The sequence below is a fragment of the Winogradskyella sp. PC D3.3 genome, from assembly GCF_054366245.1.
On the sequence record NZ_CM135962.1, the window covers coordinates 3,998,516 to 4,023,789 of the forward strand.

A 25,274-nucleotide genomic window follows, 5' to 3' on the forward strand; every position below is an offset into this window, starting at 1 on the left:
GTAATTGTTATTTAATGTCGATTTTTTTAACGCGCAAATATAGAGTTTACACTATAATTCGACAATGTTTTTTTATGAATTGATTATTAGCCTTTTGATTGATAAAGCTATAATAAGTGACCTGGAATTATTTCAGATTATATAATCCCTATTGATGCTGTTGGACCAGCCCGAACTTCAGGAATGATGTAAGAAATATTAGGTATTGCTATCGTTGCATTTTGGTTAATAAAAACAGCAACCTTAATAGAACAATTATTTTCAAAATCATTAAACTGATGACCAAAACTGTTGGTTTTTGCACATGAAAAACGATCTATTTTCTGATTAAGCTCTATAACTTGAGTTCTTTCAAAATCCCAATTTACATCCGTACTTGTCTTAATTTCTGAAATATTCAGTTCGTAATTCTTATGTTTTTTTTGTTCAGGAAAATGATCCGATTGATTTTGAGTAGAATTGTATGCGAAGTTTAAATCTTCTACATTGAAAAGTATATTTTGAATATGCTCAACATCCGCATAACTATGATAGGTTATTCTCAGTTGACCTTCTTGATTTTGACCGATTTGAATATGTGTAACACCAATGCTTTGAAGTTTATGTTGAATGGTTTCAATAGCACTTTCTGTATCGTCTGAAGAAATATTATTTTCAGAAAATTGTATTATAATCTGCTGATTAGGTAAGGTGTTTTGCTCTAAATACATTCCTAAAAATGTCAAGAGTATAACCAATAGCCCAAAATGCAGTCTACGTTTCATGCGCCAAATATAGACAAAAAATAAAGACTGTATTTCTACAGTCTTATCTAAAATTAACAATTGGATATATTATACCATTACATACCCTCGATTTTTGTGTAACCCTCTGGCGGAGTTAAGCTTAGTTTGTCATCTGAAACAGTCTCTTCTTTAATCTCTGTGATTTCGGATGTAACTTTAATATTTGCTCCCATCTGCTTCAATGTCATTATAAAATATAAAGGATACCCTTCTACTTTATCGCCCATAGCAGTTGTATTATGACTAAATGCAGATATTTGATTTGTAGTAAACATTTGCATTTCAACATCCTGCCCATTTTGTTTCATATTGATAAAATATTGTTGACATTCATAACCTAATACGTTTTTTGTTTCATCCCCTTTTTTAACGATTACATTTTTTAAATCTTCTTCGCTAGGCACAAAAGATTGTAATACATATTTTTTACCCATTCCAGGTTGATCAACGAGCATCAACATTTGCTTTTCTATAGCATCCACAATTATAACCATATCGCCTGTCATTGGACTACTTGTTTCGCTTCTGGATTTTTCTCCTTTAAAATAGGTTATCGCTCTTGAGTCTCCCATAGCTTGCAGTTGCGAATTCATCTGTGGATTATCGCTTGCCATAGTTTGTTTAGCAATAAGAACCCCTTCTTTAATTTGGTCTTGGGCTACTGCAACGACACTTATCAATACAGCAAAACTAAATAATAATATTTTTTTCATGTTTTTATATTTTTATTAATTGTTATAAAACAAAAACCTTACCAACAAAAAATATGTCAGTAAGGCTCTTATTAATTTGGTATTTAAATTAGAATCTATAATTCTAATAATCCATTGGTTTTCTTAACACCTTCAGCACTTGCTTTCATATGTTCTTTTTCTGCATCACTTAAAGGTACATTTACAATTTTTTCAATTCCATTACGACCTAAAACAACTGGCACACCAATACATAGATCACTTAAGCCATATTCACCATCTAATAATGTAGAACAAGGGTAAATTTTCTTTTGGTCGCAAGCAATTGCTTGAACTAATCCACTTACAGCTGCTCCTGGCGCATACCAAGCTGAAGTTCCTAATAATTTAGTTAATGTCGCACCACCTACTTTAGTATCTTCAGCAACCTGAGCTAAACGTTCTTCTGATAAAAATTCAGAAACTTTAATACTGTTTCGTGTTGCATGAGAAATTAATGGTACCATACCTGTATCGCTATGTCCACCAATTACCATTCCGTCTACATCACTAATAGGTGCTTCTAAAGCTTCAGCCAATCTGTATTTGAAACGTGCAGAATCTAATGCTCCACCCATACCAATAATTCTATGTTTTGGTAAGCCTGTAGTTTTATGCACTAAATACGTCATTGTATCCATAGGGTTACTAACAATAATGATGATTGTATTAGGAGAATGCTCTACTAAGCTAGAGGATACCGTTTTTACAATACCTGCATTAATTCCAATTAATTCTTCACGTGTCATTCCGGGTTTACGAGGAATACCCGAAGTAATAACACAAATATCACTATTTGCGGTCTTAGAATAATCATTAGTACTTCCTGTTATTTTAGTATCAAAACCATTTAAAGATGCACACTGCATTAAGTCCATTGCTTTACCTTCTGCATAACCTTCTTTAATATCTAAGATTACAACTTCAGAAGCAAAATTTTTAATTGCAATATACTCTGCACAACTTGCGCCAACTGCACCAGCGCCAACTACGGTAACTTTCATTTGTTATTTTTGTTTTAAATTAATGTCAAATGGAACGCACTTAAAACTATTCTTATAATTTAAATAGCACCTAAGCCCATTTCATAATTATGTGATTTTTAACGTGTAAATGATGTGTTAAATACGAGCGTAAATTTACGAATAAAATTACCGTTAAAGAAGAAAGTCTTCAATTTCCTCATGGAACTACCTTCAAAATAAGCACATAAAAAAAAGCAACTATGTTAATTCATAATTGCTTTTTATATTCATTCATTTTGTTGCTTTAGTTACGCATCAATATTAGCGTAAATAGCATTTTTCTCTATAAACTCTCTACGAGGTGGCACTTCGTCTCCCATTAACATAGAGAATACACGATCAGCTTCGGCACCATTCTCTATATGGATTTGACGCAATGTTCTAAACTCAGGATTCATAGTTGTATCCCATAGTTGCTCTGCATTCATCTCTCCAAGACCTTTATAACGTTGAATTTTAGCACCATCACCATAGCGCTCCATTAACGCTAAACGCTCTTCATCATTCCAAGCATATTCCTTTTTAGCTCCTTTTTTCACTAAGAATAAAGGTGGTGTTGCAATATAAATATGTCCATTTTCAATCAACTCCCTCATATAACGGAAGAAGAATGTTAGGATTAAAGTTTCAATATGCGAACCATCGATATCGGCATCACACATTATTACAATTTTATGATATCTTAGTTTAGAAAGGTTAAGTTCTTTACTATCTTCATCAGTTCCGATAGTAACCCCTAATGCTGTAAAGATATTTTTAATTTCTTCGTTTTCAAAAACCTTATGTGTCATAGCTTTTTCCACATTAAGAATCTTACCTCTCAATGGTAAAATAGCTTGAAACATTCGATCTCTACCTTGTTTTGCAGTTCCACCTGCCGAATCTCCCTCAACAAGATAAACTTCACATTTTGAAGGATCTTGTTCAGAACAATCTGATAATTTACCAGGTAAACCTCCAATACTCATAACGGTTTTACGCTGAACCATTTCACGAGCTTTCTGAGCTGCATGACGTGCTTGAGCCGCAAGAATGACTTTCTGAACGATAGTTTTAGCATCCTCAGGGTTTTCTTCAAGATAATCCGTTAGCATTTCAGATACAGACTGACTTACCGCAGCTGAAACTTCTCGGTTACCTAACTTAGTTTTAGTTTGCCCTTCAAATTGTGGCTCTTGAACTTTTACCGAAATAATAGCCGTTAAACCTTCACGGAAATCATCACCAGCAATATCAAACTTTAACTTGTCTAACATACCAGACTCATCAGCATACTTTTTAAGTGTATGCGTTAAACCACGACGAAATCCTGAAAGGTGTGTTCCCCTTCATGTGTATTAATATTGTTTACATACGAGTGTAAGTTTTCTGCATAAGATGTGTTATAAATCATCGCAACCTCAACAGGAACTCCATTTTTTTCACCTTCAAAAGAAATAACATCTTTCATTAAAGGCTCTCTGTTACCATCTAAAAACTTAATAAATTCTTTAAGTCCTTCTTCAGAATGAAACGTTTCCCCTTCAAATTCGCCATCCTCTTTTTTGTGACGCTTATCTACCAAATGAATAGTAATACCTTTATTAAGGTAAGCTAACTCACGTAAACGACTTGCTAACGTATCATAACTATACTCTAAGGTTTGTGTAAAAATTGTTGGATCTGGTTTAAAAGTTACAATCGTACCTCTCTTTTCCGTTTCGCCAATTTTCTTAACAGGGTACATCGCTTTACCACGCTCGTACTCTTGTTCCCAAACTTCACCTTTTCTATAAACTGTTGCGGTTAAATGTTCCGATAATGCATTCACACAACTTACACCAACACCGTGTAATCCACCAGACACTTTATACGAATCTTTATCGAATTTACCACCTGCACCAATTTTAGTCATTACAACCTCTAATGCAGAAACTCCTTCTTTTTTATGTAAATCTACAGGAATACCACGACCATCATCTTCTGTAGTAATTGAGTTATCTTCGTTAATGATAACGGTAATATTATCACAGTGACCCGCTAAGGCTTCATCAATAGAGTTATCGACTACCTCATACACCAAATGGTGCAAACCACGAACACCTACATCTCCAATATACATGGAAGGACGCATACGTACATGCTCCATACCTTCTAAAGCCTGAATACTATCCGCAGAATAATTATCCTTATTAAATTCTTCTCTTTTCTCGCTCATTATTTTGAATAAATTTTAGTTCGAATCTTTATTAAAAAAAGGTCCCGTTCTTCAACGGAATCAATTCAGCTATCTTAATTCCCTTCATGTTCATTACGTAAATTAAGAGCTTCTTTAACATAAAAAAAATGACACAAGCGTATCATTTTTGAATACCAACAAATATAAGGATTTTTAACGCATTTTAAATGCTTTTTATCGAATTAAGATAAGAATTATCAACATTTGTTAATTTTCAAAAAGTGCCTTAAATCGATTAAAAACCACCTTAAAATCGATTTTCTGTTTTTTTTAATCCTCCTGATTGCAAAAAAAACACAAAACCGCTTAGGAGCTATTTTTTTTAGCTCTATTTTTTTAAATATAATAACTAAAAACACCTCTTTTTTATAAATTTCTTAAAGAAAGCTCACTAACAATAGTGTACCTGTTTTTAATTATCCTTCAACAATAAAAACTCCGATATACGTAAGTTTTTTCTCTAAAAATGACAAAAGAGTACAAAATATTGCACTTTGTCGATTATTCTTGCCGTTTAAAGATTCTATTTTATATTTGTTTCCTGAATCAAAATAAAAAATATTATTAAAAATGTTGTATTTAATCAATCCGAAAACAAAATTTATAGAAAATATTAAATTTGAGAAAATAATTTCCTCAAAATTGAACTTTGGATTGAAATCAGTTTTTATGATTTCATGTACCCTAATGGTGAATTTTATATTTTCACAGACACCTATAAACGATGATTTCACAAACGCCATAGATGCGACAATAATTATAAACAGTTGTTCTGCTGATGCCGCCTATACAACAATAGGAGCAACACCTGACCTTAATAAAGGTAGCAATTGGAACAATTACGGACCTAAACATAATGTTTGGTTTAAATTCACAGCGCCTACAACTGGCCAAATCAATATCACTGTTGATAGAGGTGACTCTAAAGGAACACAACGACTTACACAATTAGCGCTCTGGCAAGCAGATGGCATTACAGAAGTACAAAGTAAAAGGTATGCATACAATGAAGAAGACGTCACCCTTGGCAGCGTAAACCTAACACCAGGGAACACGTATTACATATCTGTAGACACTTACAATTCAGGCTATACAGGCACATTTACGTTATGTCTACAGGATACCGTAGACTATGATTTTTATGAAGGAGCTATCGACGTTACCAGCATTATTAACAGTTGCTCCCCTGATGCCATCTATACAACTAAAGGTGCTTCACCAGATAAAATTAAAGGTAGTAACTGGAACAATAACGGACCTAAATATAACCGTTGGTTTAAATTCACAGCACCTGCAACTGGTGAAATCAATATCACTGTTGATAGAGGTGACTCTAAAGGAACACAACAACTTACACAATTAGCGCTCTGGCAAGCAGATGGCATTACAGAAGTACAAAGTAAAAGATATGCATACAATGAAGAAGACGTCACCATTGGCAGTGTAAACCTAACACCAGGAAACACGTATTACATTTCTGTAGATACTTACAACTCAGGCTATACAGGCACATTTACGTTATGTCTACAGGATACCGTAGACTATGATTTTTATGAAGGAGCTATCGACGTTACCAGCATTATTAACAGTTGCTCCCCTGATGCCATCTATACAACTAAAGGTGCTTCACCAGATAAAATTAAAGGTAGTAACTGGAACAATAACGGACCTAAATATAACCGTTGGTTTAAATTCACAGCACCTGCAACTGGTGAAATCAATATCACTGTTGATAGAGGTGACTCTAAAGGAACACAACAACTTACACAATTAGCGCTCTGGCAAGCAGATGGCATTACAGAAGTACAAAGTAAAAGATATGCATACAATGAAGAAGACGTCACCATTGGCGGTGTAAACCTAACACCAGGAAATACGTATTACATTTCTGTAGACACCTACAACTCAGGCTATACAGGCACATTTACGTTATGTCTACAGGATACCGTAGACTATGATTTTTATGAAGGAGCTATCGACGTTACCAGCATTATTAACAGTTGCTCCCCTGATGCCATCTATACAACTAAAGGTGCTTCACCAGATAAAATTAAAGGTAGTAACTGGAACAACAACGGACCTAAATATAACCGTTGGTTTAAATTCACAGCACCTGCAACTGGTGAAATCAATATCACTGTTGATAGAGGCGGTTCTAAAGGAACACAACGACATACGCAATTAGCACTATGGCAAGCTGATGGCATTACAGAAGTACAAAGTGAAAGCTATGCGTTCAGTGACGAAGACGTCACCATTGGCGGTGTAAACCTAACACCAGGAAATACGTATTACATTTCTGTAGACACTTACAACTCAGGTTACACAGGCACATTTACGTTATGTTTACAGGATGCCGTAGACTATGATTTTTATGAAGGAGCTATCGACGTTACAAGTATTATAAACAGCTGTTCAGATGATGCCATCTATACAACTGTAGGCGCTACTCCGGACAAGAACAAAGGTAGTAATTGGAGCAATAACGGACCTAAATATAACCGTTGGTTTAAATTCACAGCACCTGCAACTGGTGAAATCAATATCACTGTTGATAGAGGCGGTTCTAAAGGAACACAGAAATCTACACAATTAGCGCTCTGGCAAGCAGATGGCATTACAGAAGTACAAAGTGAAAGCTATGCATACAATGAAGAAGACGTCACCATTGGAGGTGTAAACCTAACACCTGGGAACACGTATTACATTTCTGTAGATACGCAGTCTTCTGGTTATGCAGGTACATTTACGTTATGTTTACAGGATGCCGTAGACTATGATTTTTATGAAGGAGCTATCGACGTTACAAGTATTATAAACAGCTGTTCAGATGATGCCATCTATACAACTGTAGGCGCTACTCCGGACAAGAACGAAGGTAGTAACTGGAACAACAACGGACCTAAATATAACCGTTGGTTTAAATTCACAGCACCTGCAACTGGTCAAATCAATATCACTGTTGATAGAGGAGACTCTAAAGGAACACAGAAATCTACACAATTAGCGCTCTGGCAAGCAGATGGCATTACAGAAGTACAAAGTAAAAGCTATGCATTCAGAGACGAAGACGTCACTATTGGAGGAGTAAACCTAACACCAGGAAACACGTATTACATATCTGTAGATACGCAGTCTTCAGGATATGCAGGTACATTTACGTTATGTTTACAGGATGCCGTAGACTATGATTTTTATGAAGGAGCTATCGATGTTACCAACATTATTAATAGTTGCTCCCCTGATGCCATCTATACGACTATAGGCGCTTCACCAGATAAAATTAAAGGTAGTAACTGGAACAACAACGGACCTAAATATAACCGTTGGTTTAAATTCACAGCACCTGCAACTGGTCAAATCAATATCACTGTTGATAGAGGCGGTTCTAAAGGAACACAACGATATACACAATTAGCGCTCTGGCAAGCAGATGGCATTACAGAAGTACAAAGTGAAAGATACGCGTTCGGTGACGAAGACATTACCATTGGAGGCGTAAACCTAACACCTGGAAATACGTATTACATTTCTGTCGATACTTATGCTTCAAGTTTTAGAGGTACATTTACTTTATGTCTAGAAGATACTGTAGATTATGACTTTTACGAAGGTGCGATCGACGTTACTAATATTATAAATGGCTGTTCAGCTGATGCCATCTATACAACTGTCGGAGCTACACCTGACAGAGTTAAAGGTAGTAACTGGAGCAATAACGGACCTATAGCTAACCGGTGGTTCAAATTTACCGCACCAGCGACAGGTAACATCAGTATCACTGTTGACATAGGAGGCTCTAAAGGAACATTACGATATACGCAATTAGCGCTCTGGCAAGCAGATGGAGTGACAGAAATACAAAGCAAACGCTATACTTCTGCCGCTGAACACCTTACCATTGAAGCCGTAAACCTAACACCTGGAACTACTTATTACATATCTGTTGATGCACTAAACTATCATAAAGGTACATTTACTTTATGCATAGAAAATACTGTGGGTTATGACTTTTATGAAGGGGCTATCGATGTTACAAACATTATTAACAGTTGTTCTACTGACGCCATCTATACAACTACAGGTGCTACACCAGACAGAAACAAAGGTAACAACTGGTCCAGTACAAGTCCTAAAAACAACCGTTGGTTCAAATTTACCGCACCAGCAACAGGCGAAATCAATATCACTGTTGATACAGAAAACTCTAAAGGAACACAACGTGCTACACAATTAGCACTTTGGCAAGAAGATGGTGTAACAGAAGTAGAAAGCGCACGTTATGCTTATTATTATGATGACGTTACAATTGGAGCTCTAAACCTAATCCCTGGGGCTACCTATTACATTTCTGTTGACGCCGCCGCCTCATATCTTACTGGTACATTTACTTTATGCTTAGAAGATATTTATGGGCTTTCTAACTATGGTCCCGGTGGAGTAAGACAAGATTTAAGGTTATGGTTACGTGCAGACATAGGTACACAAACAAATACTGACGGAGTTGCTATTAATTCGTGGATAGACCAAGGTAAAGCATCAGATGCATCAAGCACTTCCGGACAAAATCCTATTTATAAGAACAATAGTAATGATAACCTCAACTACAACCCTGTTTTAGATTTTTCTGGAAACAAATCAATGCTTGGGAAATATTCAACCGGATTTTTTAGTCAAGATATGTTTGTCGTTGTAATTCCAAATGCTTCTGCTAGTAATACCACCCCTAAAATGACTGTTTTATCTGGAGAAACTTCATCTGAAAGTATTAATGACATAACTGGAATTGGATATGGAAATTATACTGGAGCAATTTCAAACGAAATTTTAACCTACGCTCAAGGTGACGAAAGCTCTTATAGAGTTTCTGAGGTCAGTGCTTCTAAAATTTATTCTAATATTGGAATTATCAATGCTAGAAACAATAGTTTTGGTAATGGCATGGAGCTTTTCTATAATGCGCTTCAAATAGACAATGCTTCATCAGGAAATGATTTTAAGAACATTAGTGGTGGACAATATTGGTTAGGGAAAAATAAATCTGACTCCTCTGGTAGTTTTAACGGAAGAATTGCTGAAATCATCACCTACGCATCACGTCAAAGTGACTCAGAGCGCGCCAAAATAGAATCTTATTTAGCCATAAAATATGGAATCACTTTAGGAGTCAATGGTATTAGTCAAAACTATGTAGATTCTAATAGTCATATTATTTGGGATACTGCTGCTAATTTAAACTATAACTTTGATATCGCAGGTATTGGTAAAGACGATGCACTTGCGAGTTCACTACTCAATCAAAAACAATCTAAGAGCGCCAATAACAACATAGATGTTACCATTGGATTAGGAACAATTGAACCTACTAATTCTGCAAATTCATCTGTATTCTCAGTCGATAAAAGTTTTTTAATTTGGGGAAACAATAACGGTGATATAAATGATCCTGGAGCCTCTGCTGATCGCATTATTGATCTAGGACCTGGAATCCAAACCAAATTACGTCTTACAGATAAAAAGTGGAAAATAGTAGAAACAGGAGGCGATGTTAGTGATGTACTTTTATCCATCCCTTCTGCTGCATTTAGTAACTTTGCATTAAACCCTAACGAAGAATACGTGTTAGTGGTTTCTACAACTGATACTTTTGCAAATACAGATATCATTGATGTAGTTCCTTTAAAAATATCAGGTCAAAATCTTCAAACTTGGTATGATTTCGATGGTACAAATTATTTCACCTTTGCTAAAAGCCGTTTAATAGAAACCCCTATTCAAATCCAAAATGCTGGTGGAGATTATTTAGTAAGTAATTCTAAAATCAACTTAAATTCTTCTTTTACTATTTCTTCATGGATTCGCAATGGGAATACATCTGGTAATCGAAGTTTTGTTTCTAAAGGAACCGCATACGACTTAAAATTAAATCCTTCAAACAGAATACAAGTTTCCTGGAACAATGCAATTAGAATGACCTCTAGCACTCGTATTACTGACGGTAAATGGCATCATATTGCTGTGACTTTTAATGAAGGAACTGCTACTTTACTGATCGATGGGGTAATTGAAAGAACAGTAAGTTCTTTACCAACCCCAGTGGCAACAAATCATAAATTTGCCATAGGAGCAATTTATTATAATAAGAATTCTATTTCAGATTATTTTGTTGGCAACATAGACGAAGTCCTTGTTTGGAACCTCGCATTAACAGTAAACCAAATACGTTATATTATGAATCAGGAAATTGAAAAGTTCTCAGACAATACTGTAAACGGAAGAATAATACCGCATTCAATTTCTAAAAACGAAATTCAAGCCATTCCTTGGAGCGAATTGAATGCTTATTTCGATTTAAACTCTATTATAGGAACTACCTTCATTGGAAAATCAGACAATAAAAACCTCTTGAGAATTAATTATAAAAACACTAATAAAACGAGTTTAACTCATCAAACAGCTCCTTTACCATATCAAAGCCGTTCCAATAATGTTTGGTCAAATAATTCAACTTGGTTAAATGGAGCATTGCAAACACTTCCTAATAGCTTATCAATAGTAGATCACACACCTATAAATTGGAATATTGTTGAAACCAACCATGACATTGATACCGGAGGAAATAAAACTGTATTAGGCTTACTTGTTAACAGCGGACAACTCAATGCAACTTTAGATTCTAAAGTAGAAGTTTCACATTATTTAAAATTAAACGGAAAAATAGATTTGGTAGGAAAATCACAACTTGTACAAACTCTAGGAAGTGATATTGATGCTACAAGCAGCGGATTACTAGAAAGAGATCAACAAGGAACGAAAAATAAATACAACTATAATTATTGGTCTTCACCAGTTGGAACACCAAATAACACTACAAACAACACTACTTACACGGTTGAAACTGTTTTAAGAGATGGTACAGATCCTGATGACCCAAAAGTTATTAATTGGATTGGAGGTTACGATGGAGCTTCGGGCATACCAATCAGTTTGGCACGTCATTGGATTTACAAATTTCAAAACTTAAACGACAACTATGCTAATTGGGAACAAATTTACGAAACAGGAGATTTAAAGCCGGCCAATGGATTTACACTAAAAGGCAGCGGAACTATTAGTACTAATCAAAATTACACATTTATTGGAAAACCATTTAACGGCTCTATTGATGTCCCAATTGCGGCTAACTACCTCAACTTATCTGGTAATCCTTATGCTTCTGCATTAGACGCAAACACTTTTATCTCAGACAACTTAAGTACTACGGATGGTACACTCTATTTCTGGGAACATTCACCAACAAATTCATCCCATAATCTATCAGATTATGAAGGTGGATATTCAACTCGAAATTTAACAGGTGGTGTCGGCCCTGTTGTACCTAATGGTATTGGAGGCTTAGGGACAAGCTCTAGAATCCCTAACCGTTTTATCCCTGTTGGTCAAGGTTTTTTTATTAAAGGAAGTACAACTGGAGGCACCATAAATTTCAACAATAACCAGAGAGCTTTTATTAAAGAAGATAATTCCCAATCTGGCACACTTATGAGACAAAGTGAGATTGTTAATAATCAAGAAGATGAATTTACCGATGATAATTATGCTAAAATTAGATTAGGTTTTGATACCTCTAACAATTTTCACAGGCAACTATTATTAGGATTTATGAACGAACATGCCACAAAAGGAATAGACATTGGATATGATGCCTTACTTTTCGATGAGTTCACTAATGATATGTATTTTACAATTGATGGTTCTAAATTTGTAATTCAAGGAGATGGCTATTTCAACCCAGACCACATATATCCTATTGAAGTGATTTCCGCTGAAGAAGGCATCGTAAAATTCACATTAGATGGCACGGAAAATTTTGATGAAAATCAACCTATTTACCTATACGACTCTTTAACAGGATTATATCACAATATAAAAGTAGCACCATTAGAAATTATGATTCCTGAAGGAACACTTAAAAATCGATTTTCGCTAAGATTTAGTGCTGAAACTCTCGGAATAGATGACGCTGAACCACTTAATGGGTTAACCATTTTCTTTAACAATAGGAATGATAACTTAACCCTATCTAATATTAAACCTGAAACGACAGTGACGTCTGTTTCATTATTCAGTATTTTAGGACAATCCTTACATACTTGGGAGTTAAATAGCAATGAAGTCGAAATTTCAATCCCTATAAAAAATATTTCTCTAGGAGTATATATAGTTAAAGTGAAGACTACGACGGGAACATTCAGTCAAAAGATTATTATAAAATAAATAATCTAGCAAAAAAAACAGCTCTTTAGCTTACTAAAGAGCTGTTATAAAATTGAGATTACTTAGCGTATTTAAGTCAATAAAAGGTCGGTTTTAATAAAATCGACCTTTTATATATCCTGTTAATAAGCTTTATCATGCACATTAGCAATCGCTCTACCAGAAGGATCATTCATATTCTTAAAAGCTTCATCCCATTCTAAAGCCGTTGCCGTACTACAAGCTACACTTGCTTCTTGAGGCACACTTAACGCTGCTGCGTCACTTGGAAAATGACCTTCAAAAATACTTCTGTAATAATATTCTTCTTTGTTAAGAGGTGTGTTAATTGGAAAACGGAATGCTGCATTTTTTATTTGTTCATCAGTGACTTCTTTATCTACAAGTTCTTTTAAGGTATCAATCCAACTGTAACCTACTCCATCAGAAAATTGTTCTTTTTGTCTCCATGCTACGCTTTCAGGTATCATGTCTTCAAATGCTTTACGAACGACCCATTTTTCCATGCGCTCTCCATTAATCATTTTGTCTTCTGGGTTGATACGCATAGCCACATCCATAAATTCTTTATCTAAAAATGGTACACGACCTTCAATTCCCCAAGCCGCCAAACTTTTGTTTGCTCTTAAACAATCGTACATGTGTAACTTATCTAGTTTACGAACCGTTTCTTCATGAAACTCTTGTGCACTTGGCGCTTTATGAAAATATAAATACCCACCAAATAACTCATCGGCACCTTCACCAGATAATACCATTTTAATTCCCATAGATTTAATAACTCGTGCCATTAAATACATTGGTGTAGAAGAACGAATCGTAGTAATATCATAAGTTTCGATGTTATAAATCACATCTTTTATCGCATCTAATCCTTCTTGGATTGTGAATTTTATTTCATGATGAACTGTACCAATATGATCAGCCACCTTCTTTGCTGCCACCAAATCTGGTGAGCCTTCTAATCCTACTGAAAACGAGTGTAGTTGGGGATACCACGCTTTTTCTTTATCATCCGCTTCAATACGTCTTTCAGAGTATTTTTTAGCAATGGCAGATGTTACCGAAGAATCTAAACCACCAGATAATAACACACCGTAAGGTACATCACTCATTAATTGTCTGTGCACGGCATCTTCTAAGGCCTGTTTTACTTCTGCAACACTTGTTTCGTTATCTTTTACAGCATCATAGTCCGTCCAATCGCGTTTATACCATTTTACAAATTCTCCATCTTTACTAGACATGTAGTGTCCTGGAGGAAATAATTCAATTTTAGTACAAATACCTTCTAGTGCTTTTAATTCTGAAGCCACATAGAATGTTCCGTTTTTATCCCAACCTATATATAAAGGAATAATTCCCATATGATCTCTAGCGATAAAATACTCATCTTTTTCTACGTCGTATATAGCAAAACCAAAGATACCGTTCATTTCATCTACGAAATCCACTCCTTTTTCTTGGTATAAGGCCAAAATCACTTCACAATCACTTTGAGTTTGGAAATCGTATTTTCCTTCAAATTGTTGTCGCAATGCTCTATGGTTATATATTTCTCCATTAGCTGCAAGAATTAGTTTTTGGTCAGGACTCAACAAAGGTTGCTTCCCTGAGGCTGGATCAACAATAGCCAAACGCTCATGCGCCATGATCACTTTATCATCACTATAAATTCCGCTCCAATCTGGTCCACGATGACGAATGGTTTTTGCCATCTCTAAAATTTGAGGTCTTAAATCTTCAACTTTTTGCTTTATATCAAACGCACATACTATTCCGCACATAACTATTATCTTTTTAATTAGGCTTTAATTAAACCTTACATTATTAATTACAGGACAAATATGAAATTAAACTTTCATATTAAAAACAGATAAAACGATAATGGTTACAATTTGAAATAAAAAATAACAAAAAACACTAACATCAAAACAAAGACCTACTTAAATAAATAGTTTAGCTGTTAATCTGTAAATTTTAGTATTTCCTTACGACTGAGCACCCATAATAAACTCTATTTTTAACCAAACAAAAAAAATTAATTATCAATTATGAAAACCACAAAATTACTTACAGCTGTTGCTTTTGCAATTACAATGTTATTATCGTTCAACGTGAATGCGCAAGACTTTAAAGGCTTAGACAAAAGCCCTATGGATGCCGCTTCATTCCCTTCGGACTACAAAGACGCTAACAAACTCATTAAAATCACTTATGGTCGTCCACAATTAAATGATCGTTCTGTAGATGAATTAGCAAAAGAAGGTGAAGTATGGAGAACAGGAGCCAATGAAGCGGCAGAGCTTACACTTTACAAAGACATGAAATTTGGGGATAAAAACGTAAAAGCCGGAACTTATACGTTTTACATGATTCCTGGTAAAAAAGAATGGACTGCAATTATTAGCACAGACCTAAATGTTTGGGGAAGTTATTTTTATAATGAAAAGAATGATGTTGCACGTTTAAAAGTACCTGTTACAGAAGGCAAAGAATCTTTAGAAGCTTTTTCAATCGCTTTTGATAAAGCTGATAATGGCATTGAGATGCATTTAGGTTGGGAACCGTGAGAGTTGCCGTGCCTTTTAAATTGTAGTTATTACCTACAAAAAACATTAAGTTCCGATATAGTAAGTAATTCTATTCGGAACTTTTTTTATGACTATATTTTAAGATTCTAATCAAAATTTCAGATAAATTAAGGGATACTCAACATGCTTATGGCGCTAAAACCCCTCCTTTCTTTTGAGATTGTCAATATCCGATGACTTCTTAATCACCCAAAAAAATGACATAGACTCGCCTTTAGGTTAAAACTTCAATTAAATATATAAGTGCGAATTAAATTTAATAGCAACACAACTGATATCGCTTATTTTATATTAAACAATAATGTTTAAGTTATTATAAAGCTGCACCAAAATTCAAAGAAACATAACCTATAGTGAGGGCACATGCGCCCAATTTTCTCCTGTTTTAATTCTTTGTAGTTGCATTGTTGTAACACCAAACTGCTTTGCAATCATTTTCAATCTTGTCCTTCTTTTAGGATTATTAAGCATTTTTTTTATGCGTCTAACGTCATTTTCGGTTAGTTTAGCAGAAGTCAAATTCTTGGGCTTTTTATAGTTTGGATTACTAAATTGATGGATTTCTTTTTCGCGTTTTGTAGCCCATTTAAGATTATCTATGTGATTATTCAATTTATCGTAATCTAAATGAATGACATATACACCATTATTTTGCTCTAAAAAGTGTTGCGCTAGTATTTTATGTAAGTAATATGTTTTGAATTTTCCCTTTTCGGTTTTTTTTACCTTAAAATACAAGTAACCATTCATCTTATAGGGTTCAAAAAGAACTTTTTTTCCATTTCTAATTCGGGCTAATCGACCGTAATTAGATAATTCATATTTCTCGTCTGGATGCACAGTATCATCAAAAACAACGGTTTTCCATTGTTCCTTCCATAAATCTCTTATCATTTTATAAAAATTAGGGTTTCTAAAAAAAATAATAAAAACTAGTTTATCTAAGTTTCTAAGGTATATTCAAATATTTATGTGTTTGTAAGGAAACTTTCCATTTAGGATTATTCATTACATAGTCTACAATTAATGGCATCATTTTATCGCGTTTGCTCCATTCTGGTTGAAGATACAAAATACAATCCACATTTACTTTAGCGGCTTGTTCTTCTGCAAACTTAAAATCGTCTTTATTGTAAATAATACATTTTAACTCGTGTGCTTTTTTAGAAACTTCTTCCGTCGGGAGTTTCATTTTTTTTGGTGAAAGACAAATCCAATCCCACTCACCTGTTAATTTAAAAGCACCTGAGGTTTCAATATGCGTTTGTACGCCTTTGGCTTTTAACTGTGCTGTTAAAGGCCCCATATCCCAAGTTAAAGGCTCTCCACCTGTAACAATAATAGTGTCGCTATATTTCACAGCGTTTTCTACAATTTTTTCAGTTTCTGTTGGTGGGTGTAATTCTGCCAACCAGCTTTCCTTAACATCACACCAATGGCAACCTACATCACAACCACCAATTCGTATAAAATAGGCAGCAGTTCCTTTATGGAAACCTTCTCCTTGAATGGTATAAAACTCTTCCATTAAAGGCAATAGTAATCCTTTATCTATTAACTCTTGTCGTTCTCGTCTTGTCATAAGGCTACAAATATATTAATAAGTAGGCAGTATTCAGTTGCAGTAAGCAGTAAACTCTAAGTAATAATTAAACAATCCTATAATATCAAACTAAGATTCAGTATAAATTGCTGTTAAATACTAAGACTGTGACATAAAACTATTTCATACTTGATTAAAATTACATTATTTTTATCCAAATTTTCTGACTAATGACGAATTCTGAAGCTTTCATAAAAGACATCAATGACGGTAACACCTTTAAAGGCGATTATATCACCTTAGGTTCTGCTATGCTAGATGGAGAAACTATGACTAATACTTTTGTGAATGTTCCTCTAAAAACCATGAATAGACATGGCCTTATTGCAGGAGCAACAGGTACCGGGAAAACAAAAACGCTACAGGTTTTAGCGGAAAATCTTTCTGACAAAGGGATTCCTGTTTTATTAATGGACATCAAAGGTGATTTAAGTGGTTTAGCAAAACCGAGTCCTGGACACGCTAAGATTGATGAAAGAATGGAAAAAATTGGCTTGCCATTTGAAGCCAAAGGATTCCCTGTAGAAGTAATGACCTTATCCGAGCAAGACGGAGTACGACTTAGAGCAACTATTAGTGAATTTGGTCCGGTTTTAATTTCGAGAATACTAGATGTTACCGAAACCCAAGCTGGAATTATTTCGGTAATTTTTAAGTACTGTGACGATAACCATTTACCACTATTAGACCTTAAAGATTTCAAGAAAATATTGCAATATGCCACAAGTGAAGGCAAAAAAGAATTTGAAGCATCTTATGGTCGAATTTCAACAGCATCTACAGGTGCTATTCTTCGAAAATTAATAGAAATAGAACAACAAGGTGGAGATTTATTCTTTGGCGAAACCTCTTTTGACACTCAAGATTTATTGCGTATTGACGAAAATGGTCGCGGTTACATCAATATTATCAGATTAACAGACATACAAGATAAACCTAAGTTGTTTTCAACATTTATGTTGAGTTTATTGGCCGAAATCTACTCTACATTCCCAGAACAAGGAGATAGTGGACGACCAGAATTAATTATGTTTATTGACGAAGCACATTTAATCTTTAATGAAGCTTCTGATGCCCTATTAAGCCAAATTGAAAGTATAGTAAAACTAATACGTAGTAAAGGTGTTGGATTATATTTTGTAACTCAAAACCCAACCGATGTACCAGAAGCCGTCTTAGGACAGTTAGGGCTAAAAGTACAACACGCTCTACGAGCTTTTACCGCAAAAGATAGAAAGGCCATTAAGCTAACGGCCCAAAACTATCCTGATACGGATTATTACGATACTGCAGAAGTTCTAACATCGTTGGGAATTGGTGAAGCTTTAGTTTCTGCCTTAGATGAAAAAGGAAAACCCACTCCTTTGGCTGCAACCATGATGCGTGCACCAATGAGTAGAATGGATGTTTTATCTGAAACGGAATTGAGCAGCCTATTAGCGCAATCAAAACTGGCCAAGAAATATAACCAAGAGATTGACAGAGAAAGCGCTTACGAAATGTTGAATAAAAAAATTGAACAAGCCGAAGCCGAAGACGCTAAACAAAAAGCCAAAGAGGAAAAAGAAGCCCTAAAACGCGCAGAGAGTAAAAGGAAATCAAGATCAACTAGAAGACAAAGCACACGAATGAATCCGATTGTAAAAGTTCTAACAAGCGCAACGGTCATAAGAGGAGTTTTGGGAATATTAAGTAAAATGATTAAATAAAATAATGTCTAAAACCAAAATGAAGAACACCCTATTTGCTGTATTAATTTGTGGCCTATCAATAACTAGTTGTACCAACAACAAGGCGTCAAACCCATTTGCGATTGCTAAAAATCATATCGGATTACTAACCGATTCTACACAAGTAAAAGAATTAGATGCTATTTTCAGCAATGATTCAATAGTACGTTATATTGCAGGAGATGAGTTTATAGGCTCAGTAAACACCATTGAAGTTTATGAAAAAGGAGGCAAAAAATTATTAGACTTGTCTCCAAAAGAGGCTTTAGACTCTACATCTGTAATCTCGAGCGTTAACATTATTGATAACCGCTATAAAACAGAGAAAAACATATCAACCTTAAGTACGTTTAAAGACATAAAGGAAGCTTACAAAATTTCAAAAGTTGATAACCTTATTAATGTAATTGTAGTTTCTGTAAATGAAATAAATGCCTCTTTTACTATTGATAAAAAAGAATTACCAGCCAGTATGCGTTTTGATATGGGTATGACGATTGACCCAATTCAAATTCCAGGAAAGGCTAAAATCAAATACTTTATGATCCATTGGTAAAAGCCGTAAGTAAAAATGAAAAGATATAAAATTCAAAACGCACCATTTGTAGTTCCGACTGAAGATGGTAAAATTATAAAAGAGCATTTTGGGAATGCAACAGATGGTAATTCAGAAATAAGCATTGCACATATGATTGCTCCTGCTGGTTGGTCTGAACCATTTCAGACTCCTGAATTTGACGAATACACGTTTATCATTAAAGGAAAAAAGCAATTTATTATTGATGGTGAAACCATTGTTTTAGAAGCGGGTCAATCCATTAAAGTAGAAAAAAACACAAGATTACAATATTCTAATCCTTTTACTGAACCTTGTGAGTATATAGCTATTTGCTTACCTGCATTTTCAATTGAAGCTGTAAACAGAGAAGACAACTAAGTATGGGGAGTTTTGTTATTAAATCTATTGGAAGTGCACTTAATGCAACAAGTTTAATTTCGTCTAAATACGCATCTAAAAAAGCTATAAATCTATTTGCATCACCTAGAAAAGGGCGATATAATGATGACCAAAAACGTATTATAGAAACCGCTTTTTATGAAGAAATAAAACATAATAATTTAGAGATTGCGACCTACCGTTGGCTCGGAAAAGGAAAAACTATTTTATTAGCACATGGTTGGGAAAGCAATTCATCGCGTTGGGATTATATCTTAGCAGATTTAAAAGCTCAAGATTATAATATAATTGCTTTAGATGCGCCTGCACATGGCAGATTTGATGGCAAACAATTTAATGCTATTTTGTATGCAGAGTACATCAGTGTAATTGCCAAAAGGTTTCAACCCGATGTATTAATAGGACATTCTGTAGGCGCCATGGCTAGTGTGTTTTCTTTGCACAATTATCAATTACCTTCTATAAAAAAATTGGTTTTACTTGGTGCTCCTGCACATTTTACTGGTGTCTTTGAACGCTACAAGCGCATGATGGGGTTTAATAAAAAGATTTCAAACGGATTAGATTCTATTATTTTAGAACGATTTAACCAACCTGTATCTTATTTTTCAACAGCAGATTTTACTGAAAGCATTGAAGCTCAAGGCTTAATTATTCATGATAAAAAAGATCGAATTATTCCTTATGAAGACGGACAATTAATTGCCAATCGTTTTAAAAATTCGAAATTCATATCTACTACAGGTTTTGGGCATGGCTTGAAAGATGCGTCCTTAACACCAAAGATTATTCAGTTTATAAATGATTAATCTTTATCGTACTTTTGCAATATGTCACAAGAATTAAAACGCCTAAACAAATACCTCAGCGAAGCAGGTTATTGCTCACGTAGAGCAGCAGACCGACTCATTGAAGCTGGACGAGTAACCATTAATGACGTCGTTCCTGAAATGGGAACAAAAGTCGCGTCTAACGATATTGTAAAAGTAGACGGTGAAATTATTGGCGAACGCAAACAAGACTTTGTGTATTTAGCGTTTAATAAACCTATCGGCATAGTTTGTACCACAGATACACGTGTTGAAAAGGACAATATTATTGATTACATCAACTATCCTAAACGCATTTTCCCTATTGGTCGATTAGACAAACCTAGCGAAGGGTTAATTCTGCTTACAGATGATGGAGATATCGTCAATAAAATTTTAAGAGCTAGTAACAACCACGAAAAGGAATACATTGTAACTGTAGACCAACCAATCTCACAAACTTTTATTGAACGCATGTCTGGAGGTATTTATCTTGAAGACTTAAACAAGCGCACCAAAAAATGTGAGGTTAAAAAGATAGATAAATTCACCTTCAGTATCATTTTAACTCAAGGATTGAATAGACAAATCCGAAGAATGTGCGAGTATCTGAATTACGAAGTACAAACTTTAAAGCGTATTCGGATAATGAATATAAATTTAGACATACCATTAGGCCAATACAGAGAGCTCACTAAAAGCGAGTTTGAAACCCTCAATAATCTTATTAGTGATTCTATAAAAACCTTTCAACCTAAGACCATAGACAGAACTTAATACCTTTAGTTATGGCATTAACACCTTTTCATTTAGCCATTCCTGTTCATAATTTAGATATCGCTAGAGATTTTTACACCAATACACTAAATCTCGAAGAAGGGAGAAGCAGTGACCAATGGGTAGATTATAACTTTTTTGGACACCAATTAGTTATTCACTTCAAAGCGCATTCAGATAAAGACGCTATAACCAATGCTGTAGATGGCAAAGCTGTTCCTGTACCACATTTTGGTGTGGTTTTAGAATGGGAAGCATTTCAAGAATTTTCAGAATTATTAAAATCAAAAGGCATCGCTTTTATTATTGAACCCTATATTCGATTTGAAGGATTAGTTGGAGAGCAAGCTACTATGTTTTTTAAATATCCATCAGGGAATGCCATAGAATTTAAGGCTTTTAAAGACATGAATCAGTTATTTACTAAGTAATTTAATACGTTTATTTGAAAGAAAAAACGGCAAGTAAATCAACAGAAATAAAGGTATAATTATCAACTGCCCTACCATAATATAATAAGGCCATTCTCCAAAATAATCTAATAATGAAGCCGATTTTGGCTTTTCATTTAAGTAGAAATAATTAGCATCCAATAAATAGTTTAACCCTACCATCAGAGCCACGTAAACCTGAAGCGCTAAGAAAGATTTAAAAACACTCCTTAAAGTTGGCCTCATCTTAAAGACAAAAATGAAATAGAATATTATAGATAGTAAGCCCAAATGAACAGTCCAGTATCTAAAATAATCAAAACTAGGAAATCCATTGGTGATATCGGGTGTAATAACACCTTGTAACGTCCCCCCTATTATCCAAAACACTAAAATCTCAAACATCCAATATTTCCTGTAGTAGGTCAATATCGGAATTAACAATGCGATTAAACTACAGAGGTATAGTGGCAAATCGGTTTTAAAATTATAATTACCAAATACCATCCGATACACATGAAACGCTATAACCGTTAGAGAAACCAACCAGCCTAAACAATGAATAGCCTTTTGCTTTTGAAGCAAGCTAAACATCTTGTTTGTGTATTTAATGATAACAACCGTTACAATAAATCCGAAAAGAATTGGAAATACATGTTGAAAACTACCTATCGTTACTTTTGATAAGACAACACATAGCATCATTAAACTCATAGCATAAATTATCTATGACTTTTTCTGTGTTGCTCTCTTGCTAATAAGGTGTTTTTTAATAACATTGCAATCGTCATTGGCCCTACGCCACCAGGAACCGGAGTAATAAAGCTAGCCTTTTTACTTACATTTTCAAAATCGACATCTCCAGTAATATAATAGCCTTTTTCAGAATCATCAGGTACTCTTGTAATTCCAACATCAATAATCACAACATCATCTTTTACCATTTCAGCTTTTAAAAATTTAGGCACTCCTAAAGCTGAAATAATAATATCTGCTTGCGATGTAATCTGCGTAATATTTTTAGTATGACTATGCGTTAAAGTCACTGTTGAGTTTCCTGGAAAGCCTTTTCTTCCCATTAAAATACTCATCGGACGCCCTACAATATGAGATCGACCAATAACAACGGTATGCTTTCCTTTGGTTTCAACTTCGTAGCGCTCTAATAATTCTAAAATTCCAAATGGTGTAGCCGGAATAAATGTAGACATATCTAAAGCCATTTTCCCAAAGTTCATCGGATGAAAACCATCAACATCTTTGTCTGGATTTACAGCCATCAATACTTTTTGCGTATTAATTTGTGGTGGCAATGGCAATTGAATTATAAAACCATCAATATCATCGTTGTTATTAAGCTCCTCTATTTTGTCTAACAACTCAACCTCGCTAGTTGTATTAGACATGCGCACCATAGTAGATTCAAAACCTACGCGCTCACAAGCTCTAACTTTACTACCAACATAGGTTAAGCTCGCTCCATCGTTACCAACAATTACAGCTGCCAAATGCGGAACTTTTTCATCATTAGCTTTCATCTTATCGACTTCGGCTTTGATTTCGTTTTTAATGTCGTTACTTACTTTTTTTCCGTCTAAAATTGTCATGCTTTTGGTTATTGTTTTCTAGCAAAGACGCTATGGCGCAAAGCTCTATTGGATTAATTTTATATTTCTAAAAGCCAGCAGAAGACAGCGTACTAAAACTGCCTACTAAAGACTGAACACTGTAAACTTATTTAGGCATATTTTGCATCATCTGCATCATACGCTTTCCTCCTCCTCCTTGCATCATTTTCATCATTTTACTCATTTGTGTAAATTGCTTTAAGAGTTGATTAACTTCCTGTACAGATGTACCAGAACCTTTACCAATTCTTTTTTTACGACTTGCGTTTATTACTGATGGATTAGAACGTTCTTCGGGTGTCATCGAATGGATAATTGCTTCAATACCTTTAAAAGCATCGTCATCGATATCAATATCTTTCATCATTTTTCCTGCTCCAGGAATCATGCCTACTAAATCTTTCATATTACCCATTTTCTTGATTTGCTGAATCTGTTTTAAGAAATCATCAAATCCAAACTGGTTTTTAGCAATTTTCTTTTGAAGTTTACGCGCTTCTTCTTCATCAAACTGCTCTTGAGCACGTTCAACTAAAGAGACCACATCTCCCATGCCTAAAATACGATCTGCCATACGTGATGGATAGAAGACATCAATTGCTTCCATCTTCTCACCTGTTCCGATAAATTTAATTGGCTTGTTAACAACCGATTTAATAGAAATTGCTGCTCCACCTCGTGTATCCCCATCTAATTTGGTAAGGATAACACCATCAAAATTTAAGATATCGTTAAACGCTTTTGCTGTATTCACCGCATCTTGACCTGTCATAGAATCGACAACAAACAAAGTTTCTTGTGGTTGAATTGCTTTGTGGATATTAGAGATTTCTGTCATCATCGCTTCATCTACAGCTAAACGACCAGCGGTATCAATAATCACGACATTATGACCGTTTGCTTTTGCATATGCTATACCAGCTTGCGAAATGGCAACAGGATCTGTATTTCCTCTATCACTAAAAACTTCAACCCCTATTTGATCACCTACAACATGTAACTGATCTATAGCCGCAGGACGATACACATCACAAGCCACCAATAAAGGTTTTTTCGTTTTTTTATTTTTTAAATAATTAGCTAGTTTACCAGAAAAGGTCGTTTTACCAGACCCTTGTAAACCAGACATTAAAATAACACTTGGATGGCCAGAAAGATTTATACCTTCAACATCTCCTCCCATCAATTCGGTTAATTCATCTTTAACGATTTTAACCATTAATTGACCTGGCTGTAATGTCGTTAATACATCTTGACCAAGTGCCTTTTCTTTTACACGTACGGTAAATTCCTTTGCAATTTTAAAGTTAACATCGGCATCTAAAAGCGCACGTCTTACTTCTTTTAAAGTTTCAGCAACATTTACCTCTGTAATGCTACCATGACCTTTTAATACGTGTAACGCTTTATCTAACTTATCACTTAAATTATTGAACATGTTTCTAGTATTCTGTTTGCAGTCTGCAACTAAGCAGTCTGTGTTATTTTAATAAGTTGCAAATTTAAGAATTTATGAGGGATTTATGAATGGGATATTGATAAAATGATTTTTGATTAAAAAATGATATTTATCTAAGAATTATAACAAACCTTAAAGCTTAGCGAAGAACTGCTGAAAGCTGTTTTTAATTTTCAGTGATCAAAGCCTAAAAAAAAGAGTTACTCATGGCGGAGCAACTCTTTTTAATCAACTTAACTTACTATAATT

At 34.7% G+C, this 25,274-nt stretch carries 17 protein-coding genes and 1 pseudogene; 8 read left to right on the top strand and 10 right to left on the bottom strand.

The window, feature by feature from the left end; translation table 11 throughout:
* Nucleotides 1–137: 137 nt before the first annotated feature.
* The 4 genes and pseudogenes from ACXGSQ_RS17745 to gyrB form a co-directional block, all read right to left on the bottom strand.
* Entirely contained in the window at nt 138–764 is a 627-nt protein-coding gene (locus ACXGSQ_RS17745) for a hypothetical protein (protein WP_458627465.1), read from the bottom strand.
* Nucleotides 765–841: 77 nt separating this feature from the next.
* Nucleotides 842–1,498 carry a DUF4412 domain-containing protein gene (locus ACXGSQ_RS17750; RefSeq protein ID WP_458627466.1) on the bottom strand — a complete coding sequence of 219 codons (657 nt, stop codon included), beginning with the start codon at nt 1,496–1,498 and terminating at the stop codon, nt 842–844.
* A gap of 95 nt (nt 1,499–1,593) precedes the next feature.
* Nucleotides 1,594–2,520: a malate dehydrogenase gene (gene mdh / locus ACXGSQ_RS17755; RefSeq protein WP_458627467.1), complete on the bottom strand. Its 927-nt coding sequence runs from the start codon at nt 2,518–2,520 to the stop codon at nt 1,594–1,596.
* A gap of 269 nt (nt 2,521–2,789) precedes the next feature.
* Nucleotides 2,790–4,738: pseudogene (gyrB, locus tag ACXGSQ_RS17760) on the bottom strand (DNA topoisomerase (ATP-hydrolyzing) subunit B).
* A gap of 690 nt (nt 4,739–5,428) precedes the next feature.
* Here gyrB and ACXGSQ_RS17765 point away from each other — a divergent pair.
* A complete protein-coding gene (locus tag ACXGSQ_RS17765; RefSeq protein ID WP_458627468.1) occupies nt 5,429–13,036 on the top strand; it encodes a LamG-like jellyroll fold domain-containing protein in 7,608 nt (2,535 codons plus the stop codon).
* Between the two features lie 122 nt (nt 13,037–13,158).
* On the opposite strand, the gene asnB is transcribed toward ACXGSQ_RS17765, so the two are convergent.
* On the bottom strand, nt 13,159–14,823 hold the full coding sequence (gene asnB / locus ACXGSQ_RS17770) for an asparagine synthase B (protein WP_458627469.1): 1,665 nt from the start codon (nt 14,821–14,823) through the stop codon (nt 13,159–13,161).
* Nucleotides 14,824–15,090: 267 nt separating this feature from the next.
* Between asnB and ACXGSQ_RS17775 the strand changes: the two genes are divergently transcribed.
* Entirely contained in the window at nt 15,091–15,609 is a 519-nt protein-coding gene (locus tag ACXGSQ_RS17775) for a DUF2911 domain-containing protein (RefSeq protein WP_458627470.1), read from the top strand.
* A 369-nt stretch (nt 15,610–15,978) separates the two neighbouring features.
* On the opposite strand, the gene ACXGSQ_RS17780 is transcribed toward ACXGSQ_RS17775, so the two are convergent.
* Both ACXGSQ_RS17780 and ACXGSQ_RS17785 read right to left on the bottom strand, forming a co-directional pair.
* Complete coding sequence (locus tag ACXGSQ_RS17780; RefSeq protein ID WP_458627471.1) at nt 15,979–16,524, bottom strand: HNH endonuclease; 546 nt, start codon at nt 16,522–16,524, stop codon at nt 15,979–15,981.
* A gap of 55 nt (nt 16,525–16,579) precedes the next feature.
* Nucleotides 16,580–17,212 carry a 7-carboxy-7-deazaguanine synthase QueE gene (locus tag ACXGSQ_RS17785; protein ID WP_458627472.1) on the bottom strand — a complete coding sequence of 211 codons (633 nt, stop codon included), beginning with the start codon at nt 17,210–17,212 and terminating at the stop codon, nt 16,580–16,582.
* Between the two features lie 191 nt (nt 17,213–17,403).
* Here ACXGSQ_RS17785 and ACXGSQ_RS17790 point away from each other — a divergent pair, with 191 nt between their 5' ends.
* Genes ACXGSQ_RS17790 through ACXGSQ_RS17815 form a run of 6 tightly spaced genes read left to right on the top strand, consistent with a single transcriptional unit; the run spans nt 17,404 to nt 21,938 of the window.
* Nucleotides 17,404–18,942: a helicase HerA-like domain-containing protein gene (locus ACXGSQ_RS17790; RefSeq protein ID WP_458627473.1), complete on the top strand. Its 1,539-nt coding sequence runs from the start codon at nt 17,404–17,406 to the stop codon at nt 18,940–18,942.
* 19 nt (nt 18,943–18,961) lie between these two features.
* The gene (locus tag ACXGSQ_RS17795) at nt 18,962–19,519 is read left to right on the top strand and encodes a hypothetical protein (protein WP_458627474.1); all 558 of its coding nucleotides are present in this window, start codon (nt 18,962–18,964) and stop codon (nt 19,517–19,519) included.
* Nucleotides 19,520–19,534: 15 nt separating this feature from the next.
* Entirely contained in the window at nt 19,535–19,900 is a 366-nt protein-coding gene (locus tag ACXGSQ_RS17800; protein WP_458627475.1) for a cupin domain-containing protein, read from the top strand.
* A gap of 2 nt (nt 19,901–19,902) precedes the next feature.
* Complete coding sequence (locus tag ACXGSQ_RS17805; protein ID WP_458627476.1) at nt 19,903–20,730, top strand: alpha/beta fold hydrolase; 828 nt, start codon at nt 19,903–19,905, stop codon at nt 20,728–20,730.
* A 21-nt stretch (nt 20,731–20,751) separates the two neighbouring features.
* Nucleotides 20,752–21,507: a 23S rRNA pseudouridine(2604) synthase RluF gene (gene rluF / locus ACXGSQ_RS17810; protein WP_458627477.1), complete on the top strand. Its 756-nt coding sequence runs from the start codon at nt 20,752–20,754 to the stop codon at nt 21,505–21,507.
* A gap of 11 nt (nt 21,508–21,518) precedes the next feature.
* Nucleotides 21,519–21,938 (top strand): VOC family protein, encoded by a 420-nt coding sequence (locus tag ACXGSQ_RS17815; protein ID WP_458627478.1) that lies wholly within the window; start codon nt 21,519–21,521, stop codon nt 21,936–21,938.
* Here ACXGSQ_RS17815 and ACXGSQ_RS17820 read toward each other — a convergent pair.
* The 3 genes from ACXGSQ_RS17820 to ffh form a co-directional block, all read right to left on the bottom strand.
* A complete protein-coding gene (locus ACXGSQ_RS17820; RefSeq protein ID WP_458627479.1) occupies nt 21,924–22,643 on the bottom strand; it encodes a YwaF family protein in 720 nt (239 codons plus the stop codon). The two genes, ACXGSQ_RS17815 and ACXGSQ_RS17820, sit on opposite strands and share 15 nt — an antisense overlap.
* A 17-nt stretch (nt 22,644–22,660) precedes the next feature.
* Nucleotides 22,661–23,545, bottom strand: coding sequence for a bifunctional 5,10-methylenetetrahydrofolate dehydrogenase/5,10-methenyltetrahydrofolate cyclohydrolase (locus ACXGSQ_RS17825; RefSeq protein ID WP_458627480.1), 885 nt, complete (start codon nt 23,543–23,545; stop codon nt 22,661–22,663).
* 127 nt (nt 23,546–23,672) lie between these two features.
* A complete protein-coding gene (gene ffh, locus ACXGSQ_RS17830; RefSeq protein ID WP_458627481.1) occupies nt 23,673–25,004 on the bottom strand; it encodes a signal recognition particle protein in 1,332 nt (443 codons plus the stop codon).
* Nucleotides 25,005–25,274 lie beyond the last annotated feature (270 nt).

Excerpts from the sequence above, each read along its gene's own strand:
- ACXGSQ_RS17745 (WP_458627465.1), bottom strand. The coding sequence starts at position 764 with ATGAAACGTAGACTGCATTTTGGGCTATTGGTTATACTCTTGACATTT.
- ACXGSQ_RS17750 (WP_458627466.1), bottom strand. The coding sequence starts at position 1,498 with ATGAAAAAAATATTATTATTTAGTTTTGCTGTATTGATAAGTGTCGTT.
- mdh (WP_458627467.1), bottom strand. The coding sequence starts at position 2,520 with ATGAAAGTTACCGTAGTTGGCGCTGGTGCAGTTGGCGCAAGTTGTGCA.
- ACXGSQ_RS17765 (WP_458627468.1), top strand. The coding sequence starts at position 5,429 with ATGATTTCATGTACCCTAATGGTGAATTTTATATTTTCACAGACACCT.
- asnB (WP_458627469.1), bottom strand. The coding sequence starts at position 14,823 with ATGTGCGGAATAGTATGTGCGTTTGATATAAAGCAAAAAGTTGAAGAT.
- ACXGSQ_RS17775 (WP_458627470.1), top strand. The coding sequence starts at position 15,091 with ATGAAAACCACAAAATTACTTACAGCTGTTGCTTTTGCAATTACAATG.
- ACXGSQ_RS17780 (WP_458627471.1), bottom strand. The coding sequence starts at position 16,524 with ATGATAAGAGATTTATGGAAGGAACAATGGAAAACCGTTGTTTTTGAT.
- ACXGSQ_RS17785 (WP_458627472.1), bottom strand. The coding sequence starts at position 17,212 with ATGACAAGACGAGAACGACAAGAGTTAATAGATAAAGGATTACTATTG.
- ACXGSQ_RS17790 (WP_458627473.1), top strand. The coding sequence starts at position 17,404 with ATGACGAATTCTGAAGCTTTCATAAAAGACATCAATGACGGTAACACC.
- ACXGSQ_RS17795 (WP_458627474.1), top strand. The coding sequence starts at position 18,962 with ATGAAGAACACCCTATTTGCTGTATTAATTTGTGGCCTATCAATAACT.
- ACXGSQ_RS17800 (WP_458627475.1), top strand. The coding sequence starts at position 19,535 with ATGAAAAGATATAAAATTCAAAACGCACCATTTGTAGTTCCGACTGAA.
- ACXGSQ_RS17805 (WP_458627476.1), top strand. The coding sequence starts at position 19,903 with ATGGGGAGTTTTGTTATTAAATCTATTGGAAGTGCACTTAATGCAACA.
- rluF (WP_458627477.1), top strand. The coding sequence starts at position 20,752 with ATGTCACAAGAATTAAAACGCCTAAACAAATACCTCAGCGAAGCAGGT.
- ACXGSQ_RS17815 (WP_458627478.1), top strand. The coding sequence starts at position 21,519 with ATGGCATTAACACCTTTTCATTTAGCCATTCCTGTTCATAATTTAGAT.
- ACXGSQ_RS17820 (WP_458627479.1), bottom strand. The coding sequence starts at position 22,643 with ATGATGCTATGTGTTGTCTTATCAAAAGTAACGATAGGTAGTTTTCAA.
- ACXGSQ_RS17825 (WP_458627480.1), bottom strand. The coding sequence starts at position 23,545 with ATGACAATTTTAGACGGAAAAAAAGTAAGTAACGACATTAAAAACGAA.
- ffh (WP_458627481.1), bottom strand. The coding sequence starts at position 25,004 with ATGTTCAATAATTTAAGTGATAAGTTAGATAAAGCGTTACACGTATTA.